Origin of the sequence: Embleya sp. NPDC005575 (assembly GCF_040605455.1) — a bacterium.
In the GTDB taxonomy this organism is placed as follows: domain Bacteria; phylum Actinomycetota; class Actinomycetes; order Streptomycetales; family Streptomycetaceae; genus Embleya.
Genome location: NZ_JBEXCV010000008.1, coordinates 80,430 through 96,261 on the forward strand (window position 1 = coordinate 80,430; position 15,832 = coordinate 96,261).

At 69.1% G+C, this 15,832-nt stretch carries 16 protein-coding genes; 15 read left to right on the forward strand and 1 reads right to left on the reverse strand.

The window, feature by feature from the left end:
* The first annotated feature begins 256 nt into the window (after positions 1–256).
* From ssd (ABZS54_RS04660) to ABZS54_RS04720, 13 genes are all read left to right on the forward strand, one after another.
* Positions 257–913 (forward strand): septum site-determining protein Ssd, encoded by a 657-nt coding sequence (gene ssd / locus ABZS54_RS04660; RefSeq protein ID WP_355531018.1) that lies wholly within the window; start codon positions 257–259, stop codon positions 911–913.
* Positions 900–2,075, forward strand: a complete 1,176-nt coding sequence (locus tag ABZS54_RS04665; protein ID WP_355531020.1) for a site-specific integrase — start codon at positions 900–902, stop codon at positions 2,073–2,075. The genes ssd (ABZS54_RS04660) and ABZS54_RS04665 overlap by 14 nt, the downstream gene beginning before the upstream one ends.
* A 4-nt stretch (positions 2,076–2,079) precedes the next feature.
* Positions 2,080–2,412 carry a helix-turn-helix transcriptional regulator gene (locus ABZS54_RS04670; RefSeq protein WP_355531022.1) on the forward strand — a complete coding sequence of 111 codons (333 nt, stop codon included), beginning with the start codon at positions 2,080–2,082 and terminating at the stop codon, positions 2,410–2,412.
* Positions 2,413–2,591: 179 nt separating this feature from the next.
* The gene (locus ABZS54_RS04675) at positions 2,592–4,742 is read left to right on the forward strand and encodes a site-specific integrase (protein WP_355531024.1); all 2,151 of its coding nucleotides are present in this window, start codon (positions 2,592–2,594) and stop codon (positions 4,740–4,742) included.
* Between the two features lie 124 nt (positions 4,743–4,866).
* On the forward strand, positions 4,867–5,457 hold the full coding sequence (gene ssd / locus ABZS54_RS04680; protein WP_355531086.1) for a septum site-determining protein Ssd: 591 nt from the start codon (positions 4,867–4,869) through the stop codon (positions 5,455–5,457).
* Positions 5,454–6,842: a TadA family conjugal transfer-associated ATPase gene (locus tag ABZS54_RS04685; protein ID WP_355531026.1), complete on the forward strand. Its 1,389-nt coding sequence runs from the start codon at positions 5,454–5,456 to the stop codon at positions 6,840–6,842. The genes ssd (ABZS54_RS04680) and ABZS54_RS04685 overlap by 4 nt, the downstream gene beginning before the upstream one ends.
* Positions 6,843–7,074: 232 nt before the next feature.
* Positions 7,075–7,860, forward strand: a complete 786-nt coding sequence (locus tag ABZS54_RS04690; protein ID WP_355531028.1) for a type II secretion system F family protein — start codon at positions 7,075–7,077, stop codon at positions 7,858–7,860.
* 229 nt (positions 7,861–8,089) lie between these two features.
* On the forward strand, positions 8,090–8,674 hold the full coding sequence (locus ABZS54_RS04695) for a type II secretion system F family protein (protein ID WP_355531030.1): 585 nt from the start codon (positions 8,090–8,092) through the stop codon (positions 8,672–8,674).
* A 46-nt stretch (positions 8,675–8,720) separates the two neighbouring features.
* The gene (locus ABZS54_RS04700; RefSeq protein ID WP_355531032.1) at positions 8,721–8,888 is read left to right on the forward strand and encodes a DUF4244 domain-containing protein; all 168 of its coding nucleotides are present in this window, start codon (positions 8,721–8,723) and stop codon (positions 8,886–8,888) included.
* A 451-nt stretch (positions 8,889–9,339) separates the two neighbouring features.
* The gene (locus ABZS54_RS04705) at positions 9,340–9,531 is read left to right on the forward strand and encodes a hypothetical protein (RefSeq protein ID WP_355531034.1); all 192 of its coding nucleotides are present in this window, start codon (positions 9,340–9,342) and stop codon (positions 9,529–9,531) included.
* Positions 9,532–9,933: 402 nt separating this feature from the next.
* Positions 9,934–10,122: a hypothetical protein gene (locus tag ABZS54_RS04710; RefSeq protein ID WP_355531036.1), complete on the forward strand. Its 189-nt coding sequence runs from the start codon at positions 9,934–9,936 to the stop codon at positions 10,120–10,122.
* 376 nt (positions 10,123–10,498) lie between these two features.
* Positions 10,499–11,284 (forward strand): hypothetical protein, encoded by a 786-nt coding sequence (locus ABZS54_RS04715; RefSeq protein WP_355531038.1) that lies wholly within the window; start codon positions 10,499–10,501, stop codon positions 11,282–11,284.
* Between the two features lie 195 nt (positions 11,285–11,479).
* On the forward strand, positions 11,480–12,472 hold the full coding sequence (locus ABZS54_RS04720) for a DUF4238 domain-containing protein (RefSeq protein ID WP_355531040.1): 993 nt from the start codon (positions 11,480–11,482) through the stop codon (positions 12,470–12,472).
* A gap of 604 nt (positions 12,473–13,076) precedes the next feature.
* Here ABZS54_RS04720 and ABZS54_RS04725 read toward each other — a convergent pair.
* A complete protein-coding gene (locus ABZS54_RS04725) occupies positions 13,077–13,403 on the reverse strand; it encodes a helix-turn-helix transcriptional regulator (RefSeq protein WP_355531042.1) in 327 nt (108 codons plus the stop codon).
* Between the two features lie 30 nt (positions 13,404–13,433).
* Here ABZS54_RS04725 and ABZS54_RS04730 point away from each other — a divergent pair, with 30 nt between their 5' ends.
* Both ABZS54_RS04730 and ABZS54_RS04735 read left to right on the forward strand, forming a co-directional pair.
* Positions 13,434–14,564, forward strand: a complete 1,131-nt coding sequence (locus tag ABZS54_RS04730) for a site-specific DNA-methyltransferase (protein ID WP_355531044.1) — start codon at positions 13,434–13,436, stop codon at positions 14,562–14,564.
* A 123-nt stretch (positions 14,565–14,687) separates the two neighbouring features.
* The gene (locus ABZS54_RS04735; protein WP_355531046.1) at positions 14,688–15,812 is read left to right on the forward strand and encodes a hypothetical protein; all 1,125 of its coding nucleotides are present in this window, start codon (positions 14,688–14,690) and stop codon (positions 15,810–15,812) included.
* Positions 15,813–15,832 lie beyond the last annotated feature (20 nt).

Sequence of the window (15,832 nt, forward strand, 5' to 3'; positions counted from 1 at the left end):
ACTTTTCCGGATCTGTCGTTCTCCGCTGTTTCGGGTGGATTCCCGGGCGATTTTCGGCGTTCTACGCGCGCCGACGCCAAAGGCATGCCCGCAACCGCTCGGCTGTCCCTCGTACGAGTGAATCCGCTATCCACAACCACGGCCTTGTCCACAGGCACGAACCACCCGCTCGGCCGAGCGCGCGCCGGCGGCGACGGTGGGGTCAGTTCTCGGGAGGACCGGTTCGGACGGACCTCCCCGACCCCCTGGAGGTTCCGTGGCAGCGCTCTCCCCACCCCGGCCGGCCCGCCCGCTCCTGGTGACCGGCGATCCCGCCCTGCTCGACGATCTCTTGCGGTTGTGTGCCGCGGCCGGGATCGAGCCGGAGGTGCAGCCGGATGCGGGCGCGGCGCGGACCGCGTGGCCGGCGGCGCCGCTGGTGATCGTCGGCGACGACGTGACGCCGGGCCTGGCCCGGTGCGGGCTGCCTCGCCGGGAGGACGTGGTGCTGATCGGCGCCGACCTGGACGACGGCGACGTGTGGCGACGGGCCCTGGACGTGGGGGCGGATCATGTGGTGTTCCTGCCCGACGCCGAGGCGTGGATCGTCGACCGGCTGGGCGATGTCGCGGAGGGCACCGGGCCGGACGCGCACACGATCGCGGTGCTCGGCGGTTGCGGTGGCAGCGGGGCCAGCACGTTGGCCTGCGCGCTCGCGGTGACTGCGGGGCGCCGGGGGCTGAGCACCGCGCTGGTGGACGTGGATCCAAGTGGAGTACGTACGGGTTCCCTGGCGGGTGTGTACCGGGTGAACGCGCATCTCAGCAGGTGGGGGAGGGTGCTTCGGGCCGTCTGGATCATTGTGAGATTCCTGGGGCTACTGGCAGATTTTGCGAGTGATCCGTGTAATCTGCCGGTCCATGGGGGATTCTAGAAGTCGCGGGTTGTCCTTGATCATTTCGCCGGGGGCCGGCGGGACGGTCGTCGAGGACGCGCCGGCCATCGAGGACGGGCTGGCCGATGTTGCGGTGTTGCATCGGCGGGTCGCGGCCGGGGTGGACTCGCGGGACGAGCAGGAGTTCTTCCAGGACACGTTGGTCGAGTACCTGTGGGCCCGGGACGTGGCCGGCCTGGCGGCGTCGACGCTGAGCGGGCTCGCGAAGCCGGTCGAGGAGTTGTGCTCCTTCTACGATCTGGCACCGTGGCACCTGACCCCGCGTCACCTGGACCGATACTTCGCGGGTGTCGGCAAGCGGGCACCGTCGACGAACCGGGGAAAACTCACCAAGATCGACAGCTACTTCGCGTTCCTCGAACAGCGATACGCCGGCGAGATCGCGAGGCGGTTCGGGGCGGTCGTCGAGTCGCCGATCGATCCGTTCAACCGGCCGCACCACCGCGGCGACTTCGGACTGCGGCTGCCGCCCTCGAAGCGGGCGATGACCGAGTTCTTCGCGGGCTGGCGGGCGGGTCTGCCCGGTGCCCGCAAGTTCCCGGTCGCCGTCCGGGACTACGTGATGGCGAAGCTGACCTACATCTCCGGAGTGCGCGCGACGGAGTTGTGCGGGGTCCGGCTCGGCGACGTCCACTGGGAACTCGGGCAGTGGGGACGCTTCCTCGTCCAGGGCAAGGGCGCCCGGGGATCGGGTCCGCGCGAGCGCCAGGCATACCTGTTCCAGGAGGGCCGCGAACTTCTGTGGTGGTATGTCGAGGAAGTCCGCGGCGACTTCCGCGACGATCCCTCCGATCCGTGCGCGCCGCTGTTCCCCTCGGAGCGGCTGCCGAAGGCGATCGCCGCGCTGAACGTCGGGGTGGCCCCCGCGGTGGGCCCCAACGCGTTCCGCACGGCCCTGAAGGCCGCAGCCAAGCTTCACCTGCCGGGGCCGGTGACGAACCTGTTCCCGCACCTGCTGCGGCACGCCTGCGCGACACATCTCTACGAGGGCGGCATGGCGTTGTGGGACGTTCAGAAAGTGCTCGGCCACGAATGGGCGAGCACCACGGTCGGCTACCTTTCCTCGGTCCAGGCCGACCCCGAGAAGGCCAGTCTGGAAGCGTCGCGCCGCGCGGTTCGGCGTCTGAGCATGGAGGTCTGAACCGGTGAAGTGGAACTTGAGGATGGTCGCCGCCCAGCGCGACATCTGGCGGCCGACGCAGTTGCTCGCCGCCTTCGAACAGGTCGGGTTCACGCCCTCGTTGAGCAAGGTCGCGGCTTTGTGGAGCGGGAAACCGGTCACGGTCCGCCTGGAGGACCTCGACAAGATCTGCGCGGCCCTGGACTGCACGGTCGCCGACCTCATGCACGCCGAGCCGCAGGCGCACGTCGTCGCCCGGACCGAGGGCGAGCGACGGGTCGTGGGCGCCGAGGGCGCGGTTCGTCCGGTCCCCGGCCGCGGCAGCGGCCGGGGACCGCGAGGACTGCCGCCGAACTGAGGACGGGACGAAGTGGCATGAGCAACGACGTTCGGACCGTTCGAGTCGACGCCTGCGTCGACTGCGGCGGTTGGGGACGGGTCCAGGCGAACGGGCTCTGCCCGGCCTGCGGGCAGTGGAACCGCGGCAGCCGTGACCGAACGACGGGTCCGTGCCGGCGGTGCGGGCACGAGACCCGCGTGAACGGCGACCGGGTCTGCCGGCCGTGCGCGGTCGAGATCCGCATCGGCGACGAGGAGTTCGGGCCGATGCTGCGGGGACTGCGGCCACTGGTCGTCCGGCCGCTGCAGCTGGCCCTCACCCTGGAGGATGTTCCCGGGGTCGTCCCGCAGGCACAGCCGGTCCGCAAGAGCTCGCGGCCGCTTTTGCGGGCGCGCGAGCGCAGGCGACTGCGTGACCGCGACCCGACACCCGCCGACGACCCCGGGGTCTGCACTCCGCAGATCTTCGGGCAGTTGGCGTGTTTCCGGGCCCCGGCGCGAACACTGACGTTCGCACACGCCCAACGGATTCGCGATCGCGAGATTCCCGAGATGGCGGTGGTCCGGGAGGCGATCGAGCGGCGCGTCTCGCAGCGCGGGATGAGCCAGGCGTGGCGGCTCATGGCCATCCAGATGGCCAGGCTCGCCCTGGCGAGCCGCGAGGCCGACCAGGTCCTGGTCGAGGACCGGGACCTCGCGCATCTGCCCGAGCTTCGGCGGCCGATCGCCGACATGCTCGGGGACCTCGGCATGCTGCGAATCCGGCTCGGCCGCGGGAAGCCCACGAAGAACCAGCACCTGCCGAAGGTCAGCTGCGAGCAGTGCCTGACATGGTGGGGCAACAGTCGGCCCGTCTGCAATCCGTGTTCGAGGTGGGCTCGCAAGCGGACCTCGGGCACCTGCGATCGATGCGCGCGGACGATGCTGCCCTTGGACGAGGGGAAGTGCCGGCTCTGCCTGTTGGTCCTGCTCGAACACAGCCTGACCGGCGGCCCGGTGGTCGACCAGCTGGCTCTGGGAAGCCCGGGCTTCCCGGGCCTGACCTCGCGCGGGACCGGCCGCGACATCGAGGACGTCCGACGGCGCAATGCCCACCTGGCCCGACAGGCCGAGCGCGTGGTTTCCGAGCACACGGTCGACCCCGCGCAGCCGGGTCTGTTCCCGACGCCCGATCGGGACTGGCGGGCCATTTCCGCCCCGGACCTGCTCGAACTCGGCCCCGAGGCGCGTCGACTCGTCGGCGAGCTGGACCGGCTCGCCCGCGAGCAGTCCTGGAACAAGCAGACCCGCAAGACGAACATGCGGTCGTTGCGCATCCTCGTCGGATGGCTCGGCGCCGACGCGCCGATCCTCGCGCGCGACGTCGCGGAGGTCGGGCGCCTGAGCACGCATCACTCGGGCCTGCGGGTCTCCTGGTTCCTGCGCGAGCGGCAACTCCTGATCCCCGCCCCCGACATCGACGCGCAGGAGGCCGCGGTCGAGCGGTTGGCCGGGTCGGTGCCGGACAAGTTCCGCCCGGGGGTCGACGCCTGGGTCGCCGTCCTGCGAGGCGAGGGCCGACTGCCCTCGCCGACGATGCCGTGGCGAACCATCCGAAACTACGTGAACTACGTCGTTCCGGTTCTCCAAGGCTGGTCCGAACGGGTGGAATCCCTGCGAGAGGTCACCACCGAGGACATCGAGAAGGCCATCGACGCGCGCGGCCGTGACAACTCCACGATCCACGTCGCCATTCGCTCGTTCTTTCGCGCGCTGCGGCGGGAACGGCTGATCTTCGGCAACCCGGCCCGCGACATACAACGACCTTCGCGCCGGAGCATCCCACGACCGATTCCCTCGGATCGACTCAAGGGACTCCTCGACCGGGCACCCTCGACGAAGGACAGGATCGCCCTGCTGCTGATGGCCGTATACGGCATTCGTCCCATGGCGATCTGCAACCTCCTGACGCGCGACGTCGATCGAAACGCAGGGCGAATAACCGTGCGCGGAACGGGAGTTCCCCGCATCGTCCACATCGACGAGTTCGCTCTCGACCTGATCGGACAGTGGTTCCGAGAACGTCACGAGCGCTGGCCGCTGAGCACCAATCCACACTTGCTCGTCACGGCCGTGAGCGCCATGCACGCCGACCATCCGCCGATGACCTACATCGCCTTCCGACGCCTCTTCAAGACGATCGGCCTGAACGCCACCCAGCTGCGGCGCGACCGGATCCTGGACGAAGCGGTCCACTCCGCAGACCCGGTCCACCTCATGCGGGTCTTCGGCATCGGCGCCGAAAGCGCCCTGCAATACGTCAGGGCGGCCCACCCCGAACACTTCTCCATCGACCCCACCCAGGCCTGACCTCAGCCCTCCGAAAACCCGCGAACCCGATGCCCTCCACCACTGAAAAGCCGAACCCGCACTCGGGTTCCCGGCAAAACCCCGTCGAGAATCTGCGAACCCGTTGCATTGACTCGGCGGGGGACTGGACGTGCTGCTCGGCGGCGAGGACGAGAGCGGCCTGCGCTGGCCGGACCTGGCGAGCGCGCGTGGCCGGATCGACGGTGGCGCGCTGTCGGACGCGCTGGTGCGTCTGCACGGGCTGACCGTGCTCTCGTGGGATCGCGAGCGACCACCGGGGATCCCGCCGGACACGATCCGCTCGGTGGTGCGGGCGGTGCGCAGACGGCACGACGTCGCGGTGCTCGACGTGCCGCGGCACACCGACTCGGCGGGGGCGGAGGCACTGCGGCAGTGCGACACCGGGTTGTTGGTGGTGCCGGCCGAGGTGCGGGCGCTGGCCGCGGCGGCGCAGGTGTCGGCCCGGATCGGGCCGATGTTGCGCGACCTGCGGGCGGTGGTGCGGCAGCCGAGTTCCTCGGGGCTGACGTCGGAGGCGGCCGCACGCGGGCTCGGCCTGCCGCTTGCGGGCGAGTTGCGACCGGAGGCGGGATTGTCGGCCGCCGCCGAGCGGGGCGATCCGCCGGGCCTGCGCTCGCGAGGACCGTTGGCCCGGTTCTGTCGTGAATACCTGGCGGGCAATCCGGCCGCCACGGTGCGTAGGGAGGCCGCGTGAGTGCGCGCGAGGTGCCGCCGATGCCGCCGTTCCCGCCGCCGACGCCCGTGCCGGGCGGGTCGCCGCCACGGGGTGGGCGGGAGGTGCGGCCGACGGGGGTGCCTCAACCGCCGCCGTGGCCGGTGCCGACGCCGGCGAGCGGGGGCACCGGGGTCTTCTCGGCACCGCAACTGCGGACGGTGCCGGCGGCCGGCGCATCCGTTCCCGCGCCGAGCGTGCCGTCGCCGCCGGATCCGGATCTGGTCGATGCGGTGCGCTCACGGTTGGCGGCGGGCGGCCACGAGCCGACGCCCGGCGCGGTGGCCGCCGCGCTGCGTGCCGAGGGGCGGGTGCTCGGCGAGGCGGCGTTGCCGGATCTGGTCCGGGCGTTGCGGTCGGAGATCGCCGGGGCCGGGCCGCTGGACGCCCTGTTGCGCGATCCCGAGGTCACCGACGTGCTGGTCAACGCGCCCGACGAGGTGTGGATCGACCGGGGCGCGGGGCCGCAGCGCACGGCGGTGACGTTCGCCGACGACGCGGCGGTTCGGCGGCTCGCCCAGCGGCTGGCGAGCGGTGCCGGGCGGCGGTTGGACGATGCCTCGCCGTATGTGGACGCGACGCTCGCCGACGGGATCCGACTGCACGCGGTGCTGCGTCCGGTCGCGGTGCGCGGGACGTGCCTGTCGTTGCGGGTGCCCCGGCGCACCTCGCTGGGCCTGGCCGATCTGGTCCGGGCAGGTTCGTTGTCGCCGGTCGCGGCCGAGCTGCTGTGTGCGGTCGTCTCGGCACGCGCCGCGTTCCTGGTCTCCGGCGGCACCGGCTCGGGCAAGACCACGCTGCTCGGGGCGCTGCTCGGATGTGCGCATCCGGCCGAACGGCTGTTGCTGGCCGAGGATTCGGCCGAGCTGACGCCGCGTCATCCGCACGTGGTGCGGCTCGAGTCGCGCCCGGCCAACGTCGAGGGCGCGGGCGAGGTGACGCTGCGGGACCTGGTCCGACAGGCCCTGCGGATGCGGCCGGACCGACTCGTGGTCGGGGAAGTGCGCGGTGCCGAGGTGGTCGAGTTGCTCGCCGCGCTCAATACCGGCCACGAGGGCGGTTGCGGCACCGTGCACGCGAACTCGGCGGCGGATGTGCCGGCGCGGCTCGAGGCACTCGGCGCACTGGCGGGCCTCGGCCGGGACGCACTGCACAGCCAGCTGGCCGCCGCGCTCGATCTGGTCGTGCATGTGGTGCGCGAGCGGGACGGCCTGCGTCGAGTGGCCGAGATTCATGTGCTCGAACGGGATATGGCGGGTTGGGTGCGCCCGGTGTCCGCCATGAGCTTCGAGCGCGGCGGCGCCTCTCGACCCGGACCGGGCCATCAGCGGCTGACCGCGCTGCTGGCGGGCTGGTGGCGGGGGTGAGGGCTTGTTGAGCGGCTTTGGGTGGGGGTGGGTCGGGGGCGCTGACGCGCCGGGGGTGGGTGGCGGGTGTGGGGCGGGGGCTTCGGGCGGGGCCGGCTGTGTTGGGGTCGGGGCTGGGTGCGGGGGTGGAGGTTCGGGTGTCTGAGTGGGTGTGTTGTCGGTTGGGGGGTTGGGGCGGGTGACGGCGGCGGGGTTTGCGGCTGTCGGGGCCGCGGGGCTGGTGTGGCTGTCGATGACTCGGGTCGGCCCGGCTCGGCTGCGGGCGGTGTTGGGGGCGCTCGATGTCGAGCGGGTGGGTCGATCGGTGCTCGGTGCGGTGGTGCGGCGGCATCGCATGCCGCTTGCGCTGCTCGCGGCCGGGAGCGGCGCCGCGCTGCTGCTGGGGTCGCCGGTGCCCGTGCTCGTGGCCCTGCCGGGGGCGTGGGTGTTGCGTCGCCGGCGGGCGCGGGCCGCGGCCGGTCGGGAGGCCGCCGCGGTGCGGGGCGGAGTCGTCGGGTTGTGCGCCGCGCTCGCGGGGGAACTGCGGGCGGGCCGGTCGCCGGAGGAGGCGTTGGCGGCGGCCGCGCACGCGGTGCGGGGGCCGGTTCTGGCGGTGGTCGGCGAGGCGATCGGGACGGCCCGGGTCGGCGGTGATGTGCCGGATGCGCTGGATCGGGCAGCGGCCCGTCCCGGGGCGGCCGGACTTCGACGGCTCGCCGCGTGCTGGCGGATCGCGACCGGTCGGGGCGCCGGGTTCGCGTCGGCGCTGGAACGGATCGCGGCCACGCTCCGGGCCGAGGAGGACGCGCACGAGGAATTGCTCGCCGAACTCGCCGGGGCCCGCTCGACCGCGCACGTACTGGCCGCGCTGCCGGTCTTCGGCCTGTTGCTGGGCAGCGGCCTCGGCGCCCGACCCTTGGACGTACTGCTGCGCGCACCGGCCGGGATCGCCTGTCTGTGCGCCGGCCTGACCCTGGTGGCCATCGGTCTGGAATGGACGGACCGCCTGACCACCCGCGCCGCCCCGGGGTCGGCGTGAGGGCCGCGGCGACGGGTGCCGCCGGTGGGTTTGGGGTCCGGGACGGGCGGTGGTGCCCGTGGTAGCGGGCGTGGTCGGTCTCGAGGGTGGGGCGGGGGTGGTGAGCACGGTGGCGGCGTGGGTGGCGGTCGTCGCGGCGGCGGGGGGTGCCGGGGGTGCCGTGCGGGGGAGGGGGGTGCGGGGCCGGCGGGCGTCGGGGCGGGGGCGCGATCCGGTGTGGCGGCGGCGGGTGGCGGCGTTGCTGGGCGGGGCGGCCGTGTTCGTCCTGTTCGGCGGGTGGGTCGGAGGTGGGGCGGGAGTCGTGGTGGCGGTCGTGCTCGATCGGCGGCTGGGCCGGCTGGAATCGCGTTCCGGGCAGGCGCTTCGGGAGCGGTTGCGAGCCGATTTGCCATCCGCAGCCGACCTGTTCGCGGCGTGTCTGGTGGCGGGCTGTTCGCCGGTGGAGGCCGCCGAGGCGGTCGCGCACGCGGTCGGTGGGCCGCTGGCGAGCCGGCTGCGGCCGATCGTGGCCTCGCTGCGGTTGGGCGGCGATCCGGGGCGGTGCTGGCTCGGGCTGACCGACGATCCGGTGCTCGCGCCGCTGGGCCGAGCCCTGGCCCGGGCCGCGACCGGCGGCGCGCCGGCGGCGGCTCTGGTGGCCCGGATGGCCGACGAGCAACGCGCCGAGCATCGGCGGGCCGCGAGTGCGGCCGCGCGCCGGGTGGGGGTGCGCGCGACGGTTCCGCTCGGGTTGTGCTTCCTGCCGGCCTTTCTGCTGATCGGGGTGGTCCCGATCGTGATCGGGCTGACGACGGCGCTGTTGCAGCCGTTCTGATTCATTCACTCGCGTAAGCACAAATGCACAAAAAAGGGGGATCTTCATGCGCTTTCTTCTGCCGGTTCTTGCTCCGGTCGCGCGGCGGGTGTGGCTGCGGCTACGCGACGACACCGGGATGACCACGGCCGAGTACGCGGTGGGCACGGTCCTTATCTATAGGTGTCAAGCAGAACTGCTGGTCATACCCCTGTTGTGTGTTGAGGCAAGTTAGTCATGTTGCTGAACGGCCGTCGCCGACCTTGAGATGGCGGCCGCGGCAGGCAGCGTGGCGGGGGCGGGTGCTGCGGCGGCCTGGGTATCGGTGGTGGCGTTGCTCAGCTCCGTGTCGATGACGGTGCATGCGGACGTGGGTCGAACGCGGCGGGCCGGGACGGGACGATCCGACCGCGCACCGCGGCCCGGGACGTGGTGGCGCTGCCGAAAGCGGTCTGCTGAAGCCAACGGCGTCTCGGCGACCGCCGGTTCGAACTCCGCCGGGCGGGACCTCTTCAACCCGGTGGCAATCCTTGCCCGGTATGCGCTGCCCGCCGAGGCGTGTGCACCGGTCCCGGACCGCGGCAACGCGTGGTGTGTCAAGCATTCCCCAGGCAGGCCTGTTCGTCGGCCGTCAAGGTGAACTGGAGAGGCTGGACGCGGCGTTTGCGCGTACTGAGGAGGTGGTCGTGCATGCAGTGCACGGGCTGGGCGGGGTCGGCAAGTCCCCGCTCGCCGCGAAGCGGGGTAAGGCGGTGCGGTGGTGGATTACCGCCGACACTGCGGCCTGCGGTCGACACCGGGGTGGTCACGCTGACGCGGCCCTGCAACCGGGACTGACGGAGTTGCCCGCCGAGTTGCAAACCGAACGCGCCGTGTAGTGCCTCGTCGACCACAACTTGATTTCGACGCCGCACGGGCCGCGAATCGGCAGCTCATCCCGAGCCCCAGCACCATGCCGAAAGAGATCGCGTACCAGGGGAAGTAGACCGGCTGCGTCGTGAACGACTCAGGCCACCAGTGACACACTCTCATCAAATGATTGTGATGTAGGTCACATCTGATTCGGCACATAGAGGCCTCTTCCGACGTACTTAGCAGAAAGAAGACCTTCGCGATGTGACTTGCGTCTCAGAAGAAGTGTGATCTCGAACACATATTTGCCGGGTGTTCAAGTTTGTGAGGTTGGACGGTCTAGCGTCGAACCACCAACGAGGGCCGCCCGCAAGCATCTTGGCGGAGGCAGCGGGCTGGCCCTCTCAGTGACAACTCCTAGGAGCTTCATGCCCAAACGTACTCGCCTTGCTGAAGAAACGGCTCCCCGAACGCCGGAATTACCCCGGACGCGCTGGCGTCGGTGGCTCGGACAGGCCGGTCGCTTCTCGCGCGAGGTGGCCGTCCAGGTGACCGCAGCCTTGATCATCGTGGCGCTCGTGGCGCTCTGGGCGATCCTCAAGCACCACCTCGGCTGACTCTTCCGGCAGTCGGATTCGGCGCCACCCGCATTGCAGTGGACTTCCCGCTTGATGCGTCCGGCCTCGTTGAGGCCGGGCGCGTGGGCAAGCGAGCGTCGCAATCGCCTGGCGTCTCGAAGAGATGCGGATCGGATCTTCACGGACATCTCGCCATGGAGCGCGATCTGGGCAGCCCGCAGCCCCGGACACAAGGACATCGGCAGCGAGTCACCGACTCAACAGCGCAAGTCGCGAAACCCACAAAAGAGTTGGACAAAGCGTCGGACGAACCGCGACGCCATGTGCGGTCGAGATCTCAAACACATGCACCCGCGCACGCCGAGTACCCCATCGAAGCGAACGAAGTGTCGGTCGTTGCGCTTATCGTGACAACGTGACTCGTGAATCCAGTGATGCGGCGGTTCGGCAAGTCCCCGAAACCCAGTCGGTCCTAGATCGAATTCTGGCTCAGACCGCGTTCTTCCTGCATGAGCAAGGCGACGTTCAGGCAGCTGCCCTGCTGCTCGACGTCGAGAGCATGGAGCTCGTTCCGGGCAACAGGTTCGGTGACTGGTACATGGCCCGCCTGCACGTTCCCGGATGGCTCGAAGAACGCTTCGCCGAGGAGATCGTTGCTCGCATCTCTACTGTTTTGTGCCAAGTCGCCGAACGCAACGGCGAAGAAGTGCAGTCAGTCATCGTCGGTACTGCGCTGCCGGACGTGGACGCGAACTGGCGGCAGACTCTTCAGGGCCTCCTTTCGACCGACATCGTCACGAACCACGCGGTGCGGGTCAGCAGTCCCAACCCGGACCTCCGGCGTGACGGCTTCGTCTTCGAGTCGCTTGAGGAAGTCAAGGTCTATTCGGCGCTCAAGCGTGCTCAATCGGTCCTTCCCTCGGACGCGACCATCTCCATCTTCCCGCTGCCTCTGGGCCGAGTCGGAGCCGGAAACAGTTGGACCCCGGACTTTCTGATCGCCCGATGCGGCAAGCTGGGACTGCTGGAGGTCGATGGCCCCCACCACCGCGGGCGATTCGGTGCCGACGCGACGCGTGACCGTCACTGGCGCAACAGCGGGATCATCCACATCGAACGCATCCTCGTCGAGGAAACGACCGACGACAAAGACCTGGACGATCTCGTTCGGGCTTTCCTGAAGCGCATGCGAACTCAGTAGTAGCGCTTGGTGAACAGCAGTAACCCTTGATGGGGCAGCCCGTCAGGTAGAACGACCGTCCCCGTGGCTGGCGACTCATCCCCCGATGGGAGTGGTCGGGACCATGCGTTGCTGCCTCGTGATTGCGGCCGTTCGTTCCCGCAGGGGTAGTCGTCATCACCGGGCTTCGGGAGCCCGGCGATCTATCCTGATGACGTGTCCTATCCGAAACGCCACCACTACGTGCCGCGGAAGTACCTGGAGCGGTTCGGCCGAGGCGAGCAGGTCAGGGTGAGGCGCAGGCGCCCCGCAAAGACCCATATCGTCAACGTCAAAAACATCGCCGCCGAGACCGGTCTATACACCGTCACCACGGACAACGGCACCCCCTCCACGGCTGTCGAACAGCACCTAGCTGCGTTGGAGGGCAACGGCATACGCGTCCTGCGTCAGATCGACCAAACAGGACAGCCTCCTGCCCCGGGCAGTGAGGATCGAGAGACCCTCGCCCTCTACTTGGCCGTGCAAATGGCCAGGACGCCGGGGAAGCGAGTCATGGTGCTCTTTGCCCGCGATGTCACCACGTATGCGGGCGACCGCGAAGTCGATCAAGCACTGATCACGGAGTACGAACACCGGCGTCTCGGCCGTGCCCCGAAGGCGGCAGAGGCCCGAGCAGCTTGGACTTACTACCACGGTGTGCGCGCGGAAACCGGCGGCGACCCCACCCACGACGACGCGGTCATCGTGACGCTCGGCTCGGTCAAGGAGTACCTCCCCTTCATCCACGCCCGGCACTGGCGGCTGGAGCTCAGCCGCAAGCCCTGCTTTCTCACCTCGGACGCTCCCCTGGTGCTGTGGCGACCCCCCTCGCCGCAGGACGCCTATCAAGGCTTCGGCTTGATGGATGCCGAGGAGATCAGATTCCCGCTTGGCCCCCACGCGCAACTCGTTCTCACCCGGGGCGAGGGATCGTCGGTGGACGAGGTCAAGCTCGGTCGGGTGGCGGCCTGCAACCAAGACCTCGCGGACACCTGCGAGCGGGTCGTCGTCGGACACCCGGACCGACATGCCTGGCTGGACAGGGTCGAGCTGTGCGAGCGCGGCCCCGAACTCCGCTTCAACCTCGCACCGGGTTTCCGGGAACGCTCTGACGGTAGTCGCGAGGAGATGGGCGAGGTCTTGCACTTCTGGACGACCCGTCGCTGACCGCCGGACCGCGTAGGGCTTGCCCGCGGGACCCGTCGAGATGGGCAATGCGCCGGCCAGGTTCGGGGATGTGCGAACTTGGGTGGTCATGGAACTCGGGCCGACCTGCCCTCGTAAGCGGCGGCATGCGCGCCGGGGACGCGATCGCGCACGTGCGCGCAGGGCCGGGCAGGGTTGCCCCCCTGCGCCACTCGGCGACCAACGCCCCATCCATAACCCAACGGGTGACAGTTATGGGCGGGCGGACTGTCTTGTCGAGCTTCTTCGCGCCCGCCGTGCTCGACTACACCCTTCGGGATGAGCGGGGATGTGTGCCCGATGTCTTAGCGTGGCAGTTCGCGGGCGAAGTACGGGGCGGCGCGGCGGAGTAGGTCGCGTTCGCGTTCCAGAGTGCTGACCTGGTTCCGCAGCCGATCGAGTTTCCGCTCGGTCAACGGTCGCTATCTAGTGTTGTCAACCCGACATCCGAGGTGACATGCCGTGTGATGGTTGCTGGCAAGTAGGGCACGTGGGGACAGGCGTGCAGAGCACGGCCAGCTCGGCGGGCGAACCGAAGATGAGTACAGAGCGGGACTGGCGGAATCCCCTTGATTGGTGGGAGGTTTCAGGCGCCAGGGGGTAGATCTGCTGGGCTGGAGGCGTCGGCGCTACGGTCCCGGTACGCATGATGATCGCTTCGGGTGGATTGACGGACGACGGCGTACAACTCGTCGAGCGACAGTCCCAGCTCCACGGCCAGGGCAGCGACGGTGAAGAATTCCGGCGTGAACGTGCGGCCCTTTTCGATGCTGCGCACGGTCTCGACGGAGATCCCCGCGCTGCGGGCGACGGCCTCGGCTGAGCGCCCGGAGGTGCGGCGGGCCTGCGTAAGGCGGGAGGCGAGCTCCTGCCCGCGAAGTTGGGTGGCGGGATCGAGCCTCCTTCGTGGCATGGGTGTAACTATACCTGTATAGTTACACCCATGACGGTGACCGCTGCGGCCCCTTCCCCCAGTCGACCCGAAGATGTGCTCCGACTGAATGCCGTCTGCCCGTACTACACGATGTTTCCGCTGGACTTCCCGCTCCAGCAGCTTGCCGCCCGCCCCGATGCCACTCGCGTGCTGGACCCGTTCTGCGGGCGGGGAACAACCCTCTATGCCGCGCGTCTGGCGGGGCTGCCGTCGGTGGGCATCGACATCAACCCGGTGGCCGCTGCCATCGCCCAGGCCAAGCTCGTCCAGGTCACACCTGGTGCTGTGGTTCGTCTCGCGCGGCATATCCTCGACGACAGCATGCGAGGAGAGGTGCCCGAGGGCGAGTTCTGGCAGTGGTGCTTCGAGCGCGAGACGCTCCGCGAACTGGTGGCGCTGCGTGAGGCCCTACTGGGGATGACCACACCGACGGCTGCCATGCTGCGGGCGGTTCTGCTGGGCATCCTGCATGGCCCGCGTAACAAGAACCTTCCGTCGTACCTGTCGAACCAGATGCCGCGCACCTACGCCTCCAAGCCCGCCTACGCGGTGAAGTTCTGGAAGAAGCACGCCATGGAACCGGTGCGCATTCCGGCTCTGGAGGTCATCGAGCGGCGGGCCAAGCGACTGTTGGACGCGGCACCGCTCACCCACGGCGGCCGGGTCTACCTCGGCGACTCCGTCGAGACCCTCGGCGGCCTGCGGCAGAAGTTCGACCTGGTTGTCACCTCGCCCCCGTACTACGGCATGCGCACCTATGTGGCCGACCAGTGGTTGCGCTCTTGGTTTCTCGGAGGGCCCGCCGAGGTCCTCTACGGAACGCACGGCCAGATCGCCCGCCAGCCGAACCAGGAGGCCTTCATCCAGGCCCTGGCCAAGGTGTGGGCCGCAACCGCCCTCCGCTGCCGTCAGGGCGCCCGGCTTGCGATCCGCTTCGGTGCTCTGCCCTCGGCCCGCACCGACCCGGAGCAAATGCTGATGGCCTCCGTGCGGGAGGCGAAGGCCGGGTGGGTTGTCAAGGAAGTCCGGCAGGCTGGCACACCCCCGAAGCGCAACCGGCAGGCCGAGCAGTTCGGCAAGGCGGGCTCCGCCATCGAAGAGATCGATCTCATCGCCGAGTTGATCGGGCTGCCCCACTAATCGGGTAACCCGGTTACTTCCCACAACTTCATAACGGAATGTCTACTCCCCGTGGCATGCTGTGTAGACCAGGCGAGTGAATCACTCGCCTGTGGCAACACACGTGCGGTGCAGGGGAGATGCATGTTCGACGGGGACCAGATCAAGCAGCTCAAACAGTTGATCGGCGATCAAGTCGAAGCCGGTCGCGCCGAGCTGGACAAGCTGGTCGAGCAGGCTCAGGCCATCCGCTCTGAGGTCAAGGTGATCAGGCCGCGGTCAGCGACATCGGTCGCGCTGATGGCCTCCGATGGCGGCAACAACAAGGTCGCCTTCAACCCCTTCTACCTGCAGGTCGTCCGAGTCGTGGACTCCAACGGCAAGGAGCTGTGCATGGAGGTGGTCTCCCCGATCGCCGACATCGACGGCCTGAGCCGCCGCCAGTTCCATGAAGACGGCAGCCCGCGCACCGCGCTGGGCAGGATGATGCGCGGACTGGACGTCGAAAGACTCCAGGACCTGTCGCCGATGATGTCCGGCAAGTCGCCCAGTTGGGTGCAGGTTTTCCGAGACCTGTGCGAATGGGCAACGTTGTATGACCTGATCTGCCACCGTGACTACGCAGTCGACACCCTGATCGTCCGCGACGGCCTGCTGCGCAGCAAGATCTTCCAGGGCGAGCTGTTCGTGAAGATGGGCGAGCAGATCTACGAGGCCATCGAGCGGATCTGGCGTCAGGACCGACGCAAGGTGTGGCTGGTGGGACTGGCGAAGAAGACCCAAGTCCTGGAGTACTACCGGCTTGCGATCTCGCTGTCGGGCGTGTTCGACAACGGCGCCGCCTGTTTCGCCAAGGTCCCTGCCGAGATGTTGGAGAAGGCATACCTATGGGACGAGTACACCCGCGACGTCAGGGACGACTCTCCCGGTGAGAAGCCAAAGTTCAACATCGGCTCGATGTACTTCGTGCGCTTCGGCCCGTACTCCGGCGACCCCATCTGGACCGTGGACATCATGTCCCGCCAGGACAGGGAAGCCCAGGCGATCTTCGGCTACCTGCAGGCCGACGCGGTGGCCGGCTTCCCCATCCCGCTCTATCCCAACTGCATTCAGCAGGCCGACAGTTACTCCCGCGTCGCCGACCTGGACATGGACATCATTGAAGACCAGCTCGTCGACGCAGTTCGCGATCAGGTCGGTGATGACAAGGCCCACATCATCGATGCCCTGCGATTGGCCTCCGATGTGGCCGCCAACCGCTACGAGTAACACTCCTCACCGTCCGAGCC

Coding starts and splice junctions, on each gene's coding strand:
- ABZS54_RS04710 (WP_355531036.1), top strand. CDS start 9,934: ATGCCCAAACGTACTCGCCTTGCTGAAGAAACGGCTCCCCGAACGCCG.
- ABZS54_RS04665 (WP_355531020.1), top strand. CDS start 900: ATGGGGGATTCTAGAAGTCGCGGGTTGTCCTTGATCATTTCGCCGGGG.
- ABZS54_RS04735 (WP_355531046.1), top strand. CDS start 14,688: ATGTTCGACGGGGACCAGATCAAGCAGCTCAAACAGTTGATCGGCGAT.
- ABZS54_RS04725 (WP_355531042.1), bottom strand. CDS start 13,403: ATGCCACGAAGGAGGCTCGATCCCGCCACCCAACTTCGCGGGCAGGAG.
- ABZS54_RS04690 (WP_355531028.1), top strand. CDS start 7,075: ATGACTCGGGTCGGCCCGGCTCGGCTGCGGGCGGTGTTGGGGGCGCTC.
- ABZS54_RS04730 (WP_355531044.1), top strand. CDS start 13,434: ATGACGGTGACCGCTGCGGCCCCTTCCCCCAGTCGACCCGAAGATGTG.
- ABZS54_RS04700 (WP_355531032.1), top strand. CDS start 8,721: ATGCGCTTTCTTCTGCCGGTTCTTGCTCCGGTCGCGCGGCGGGTGTGG.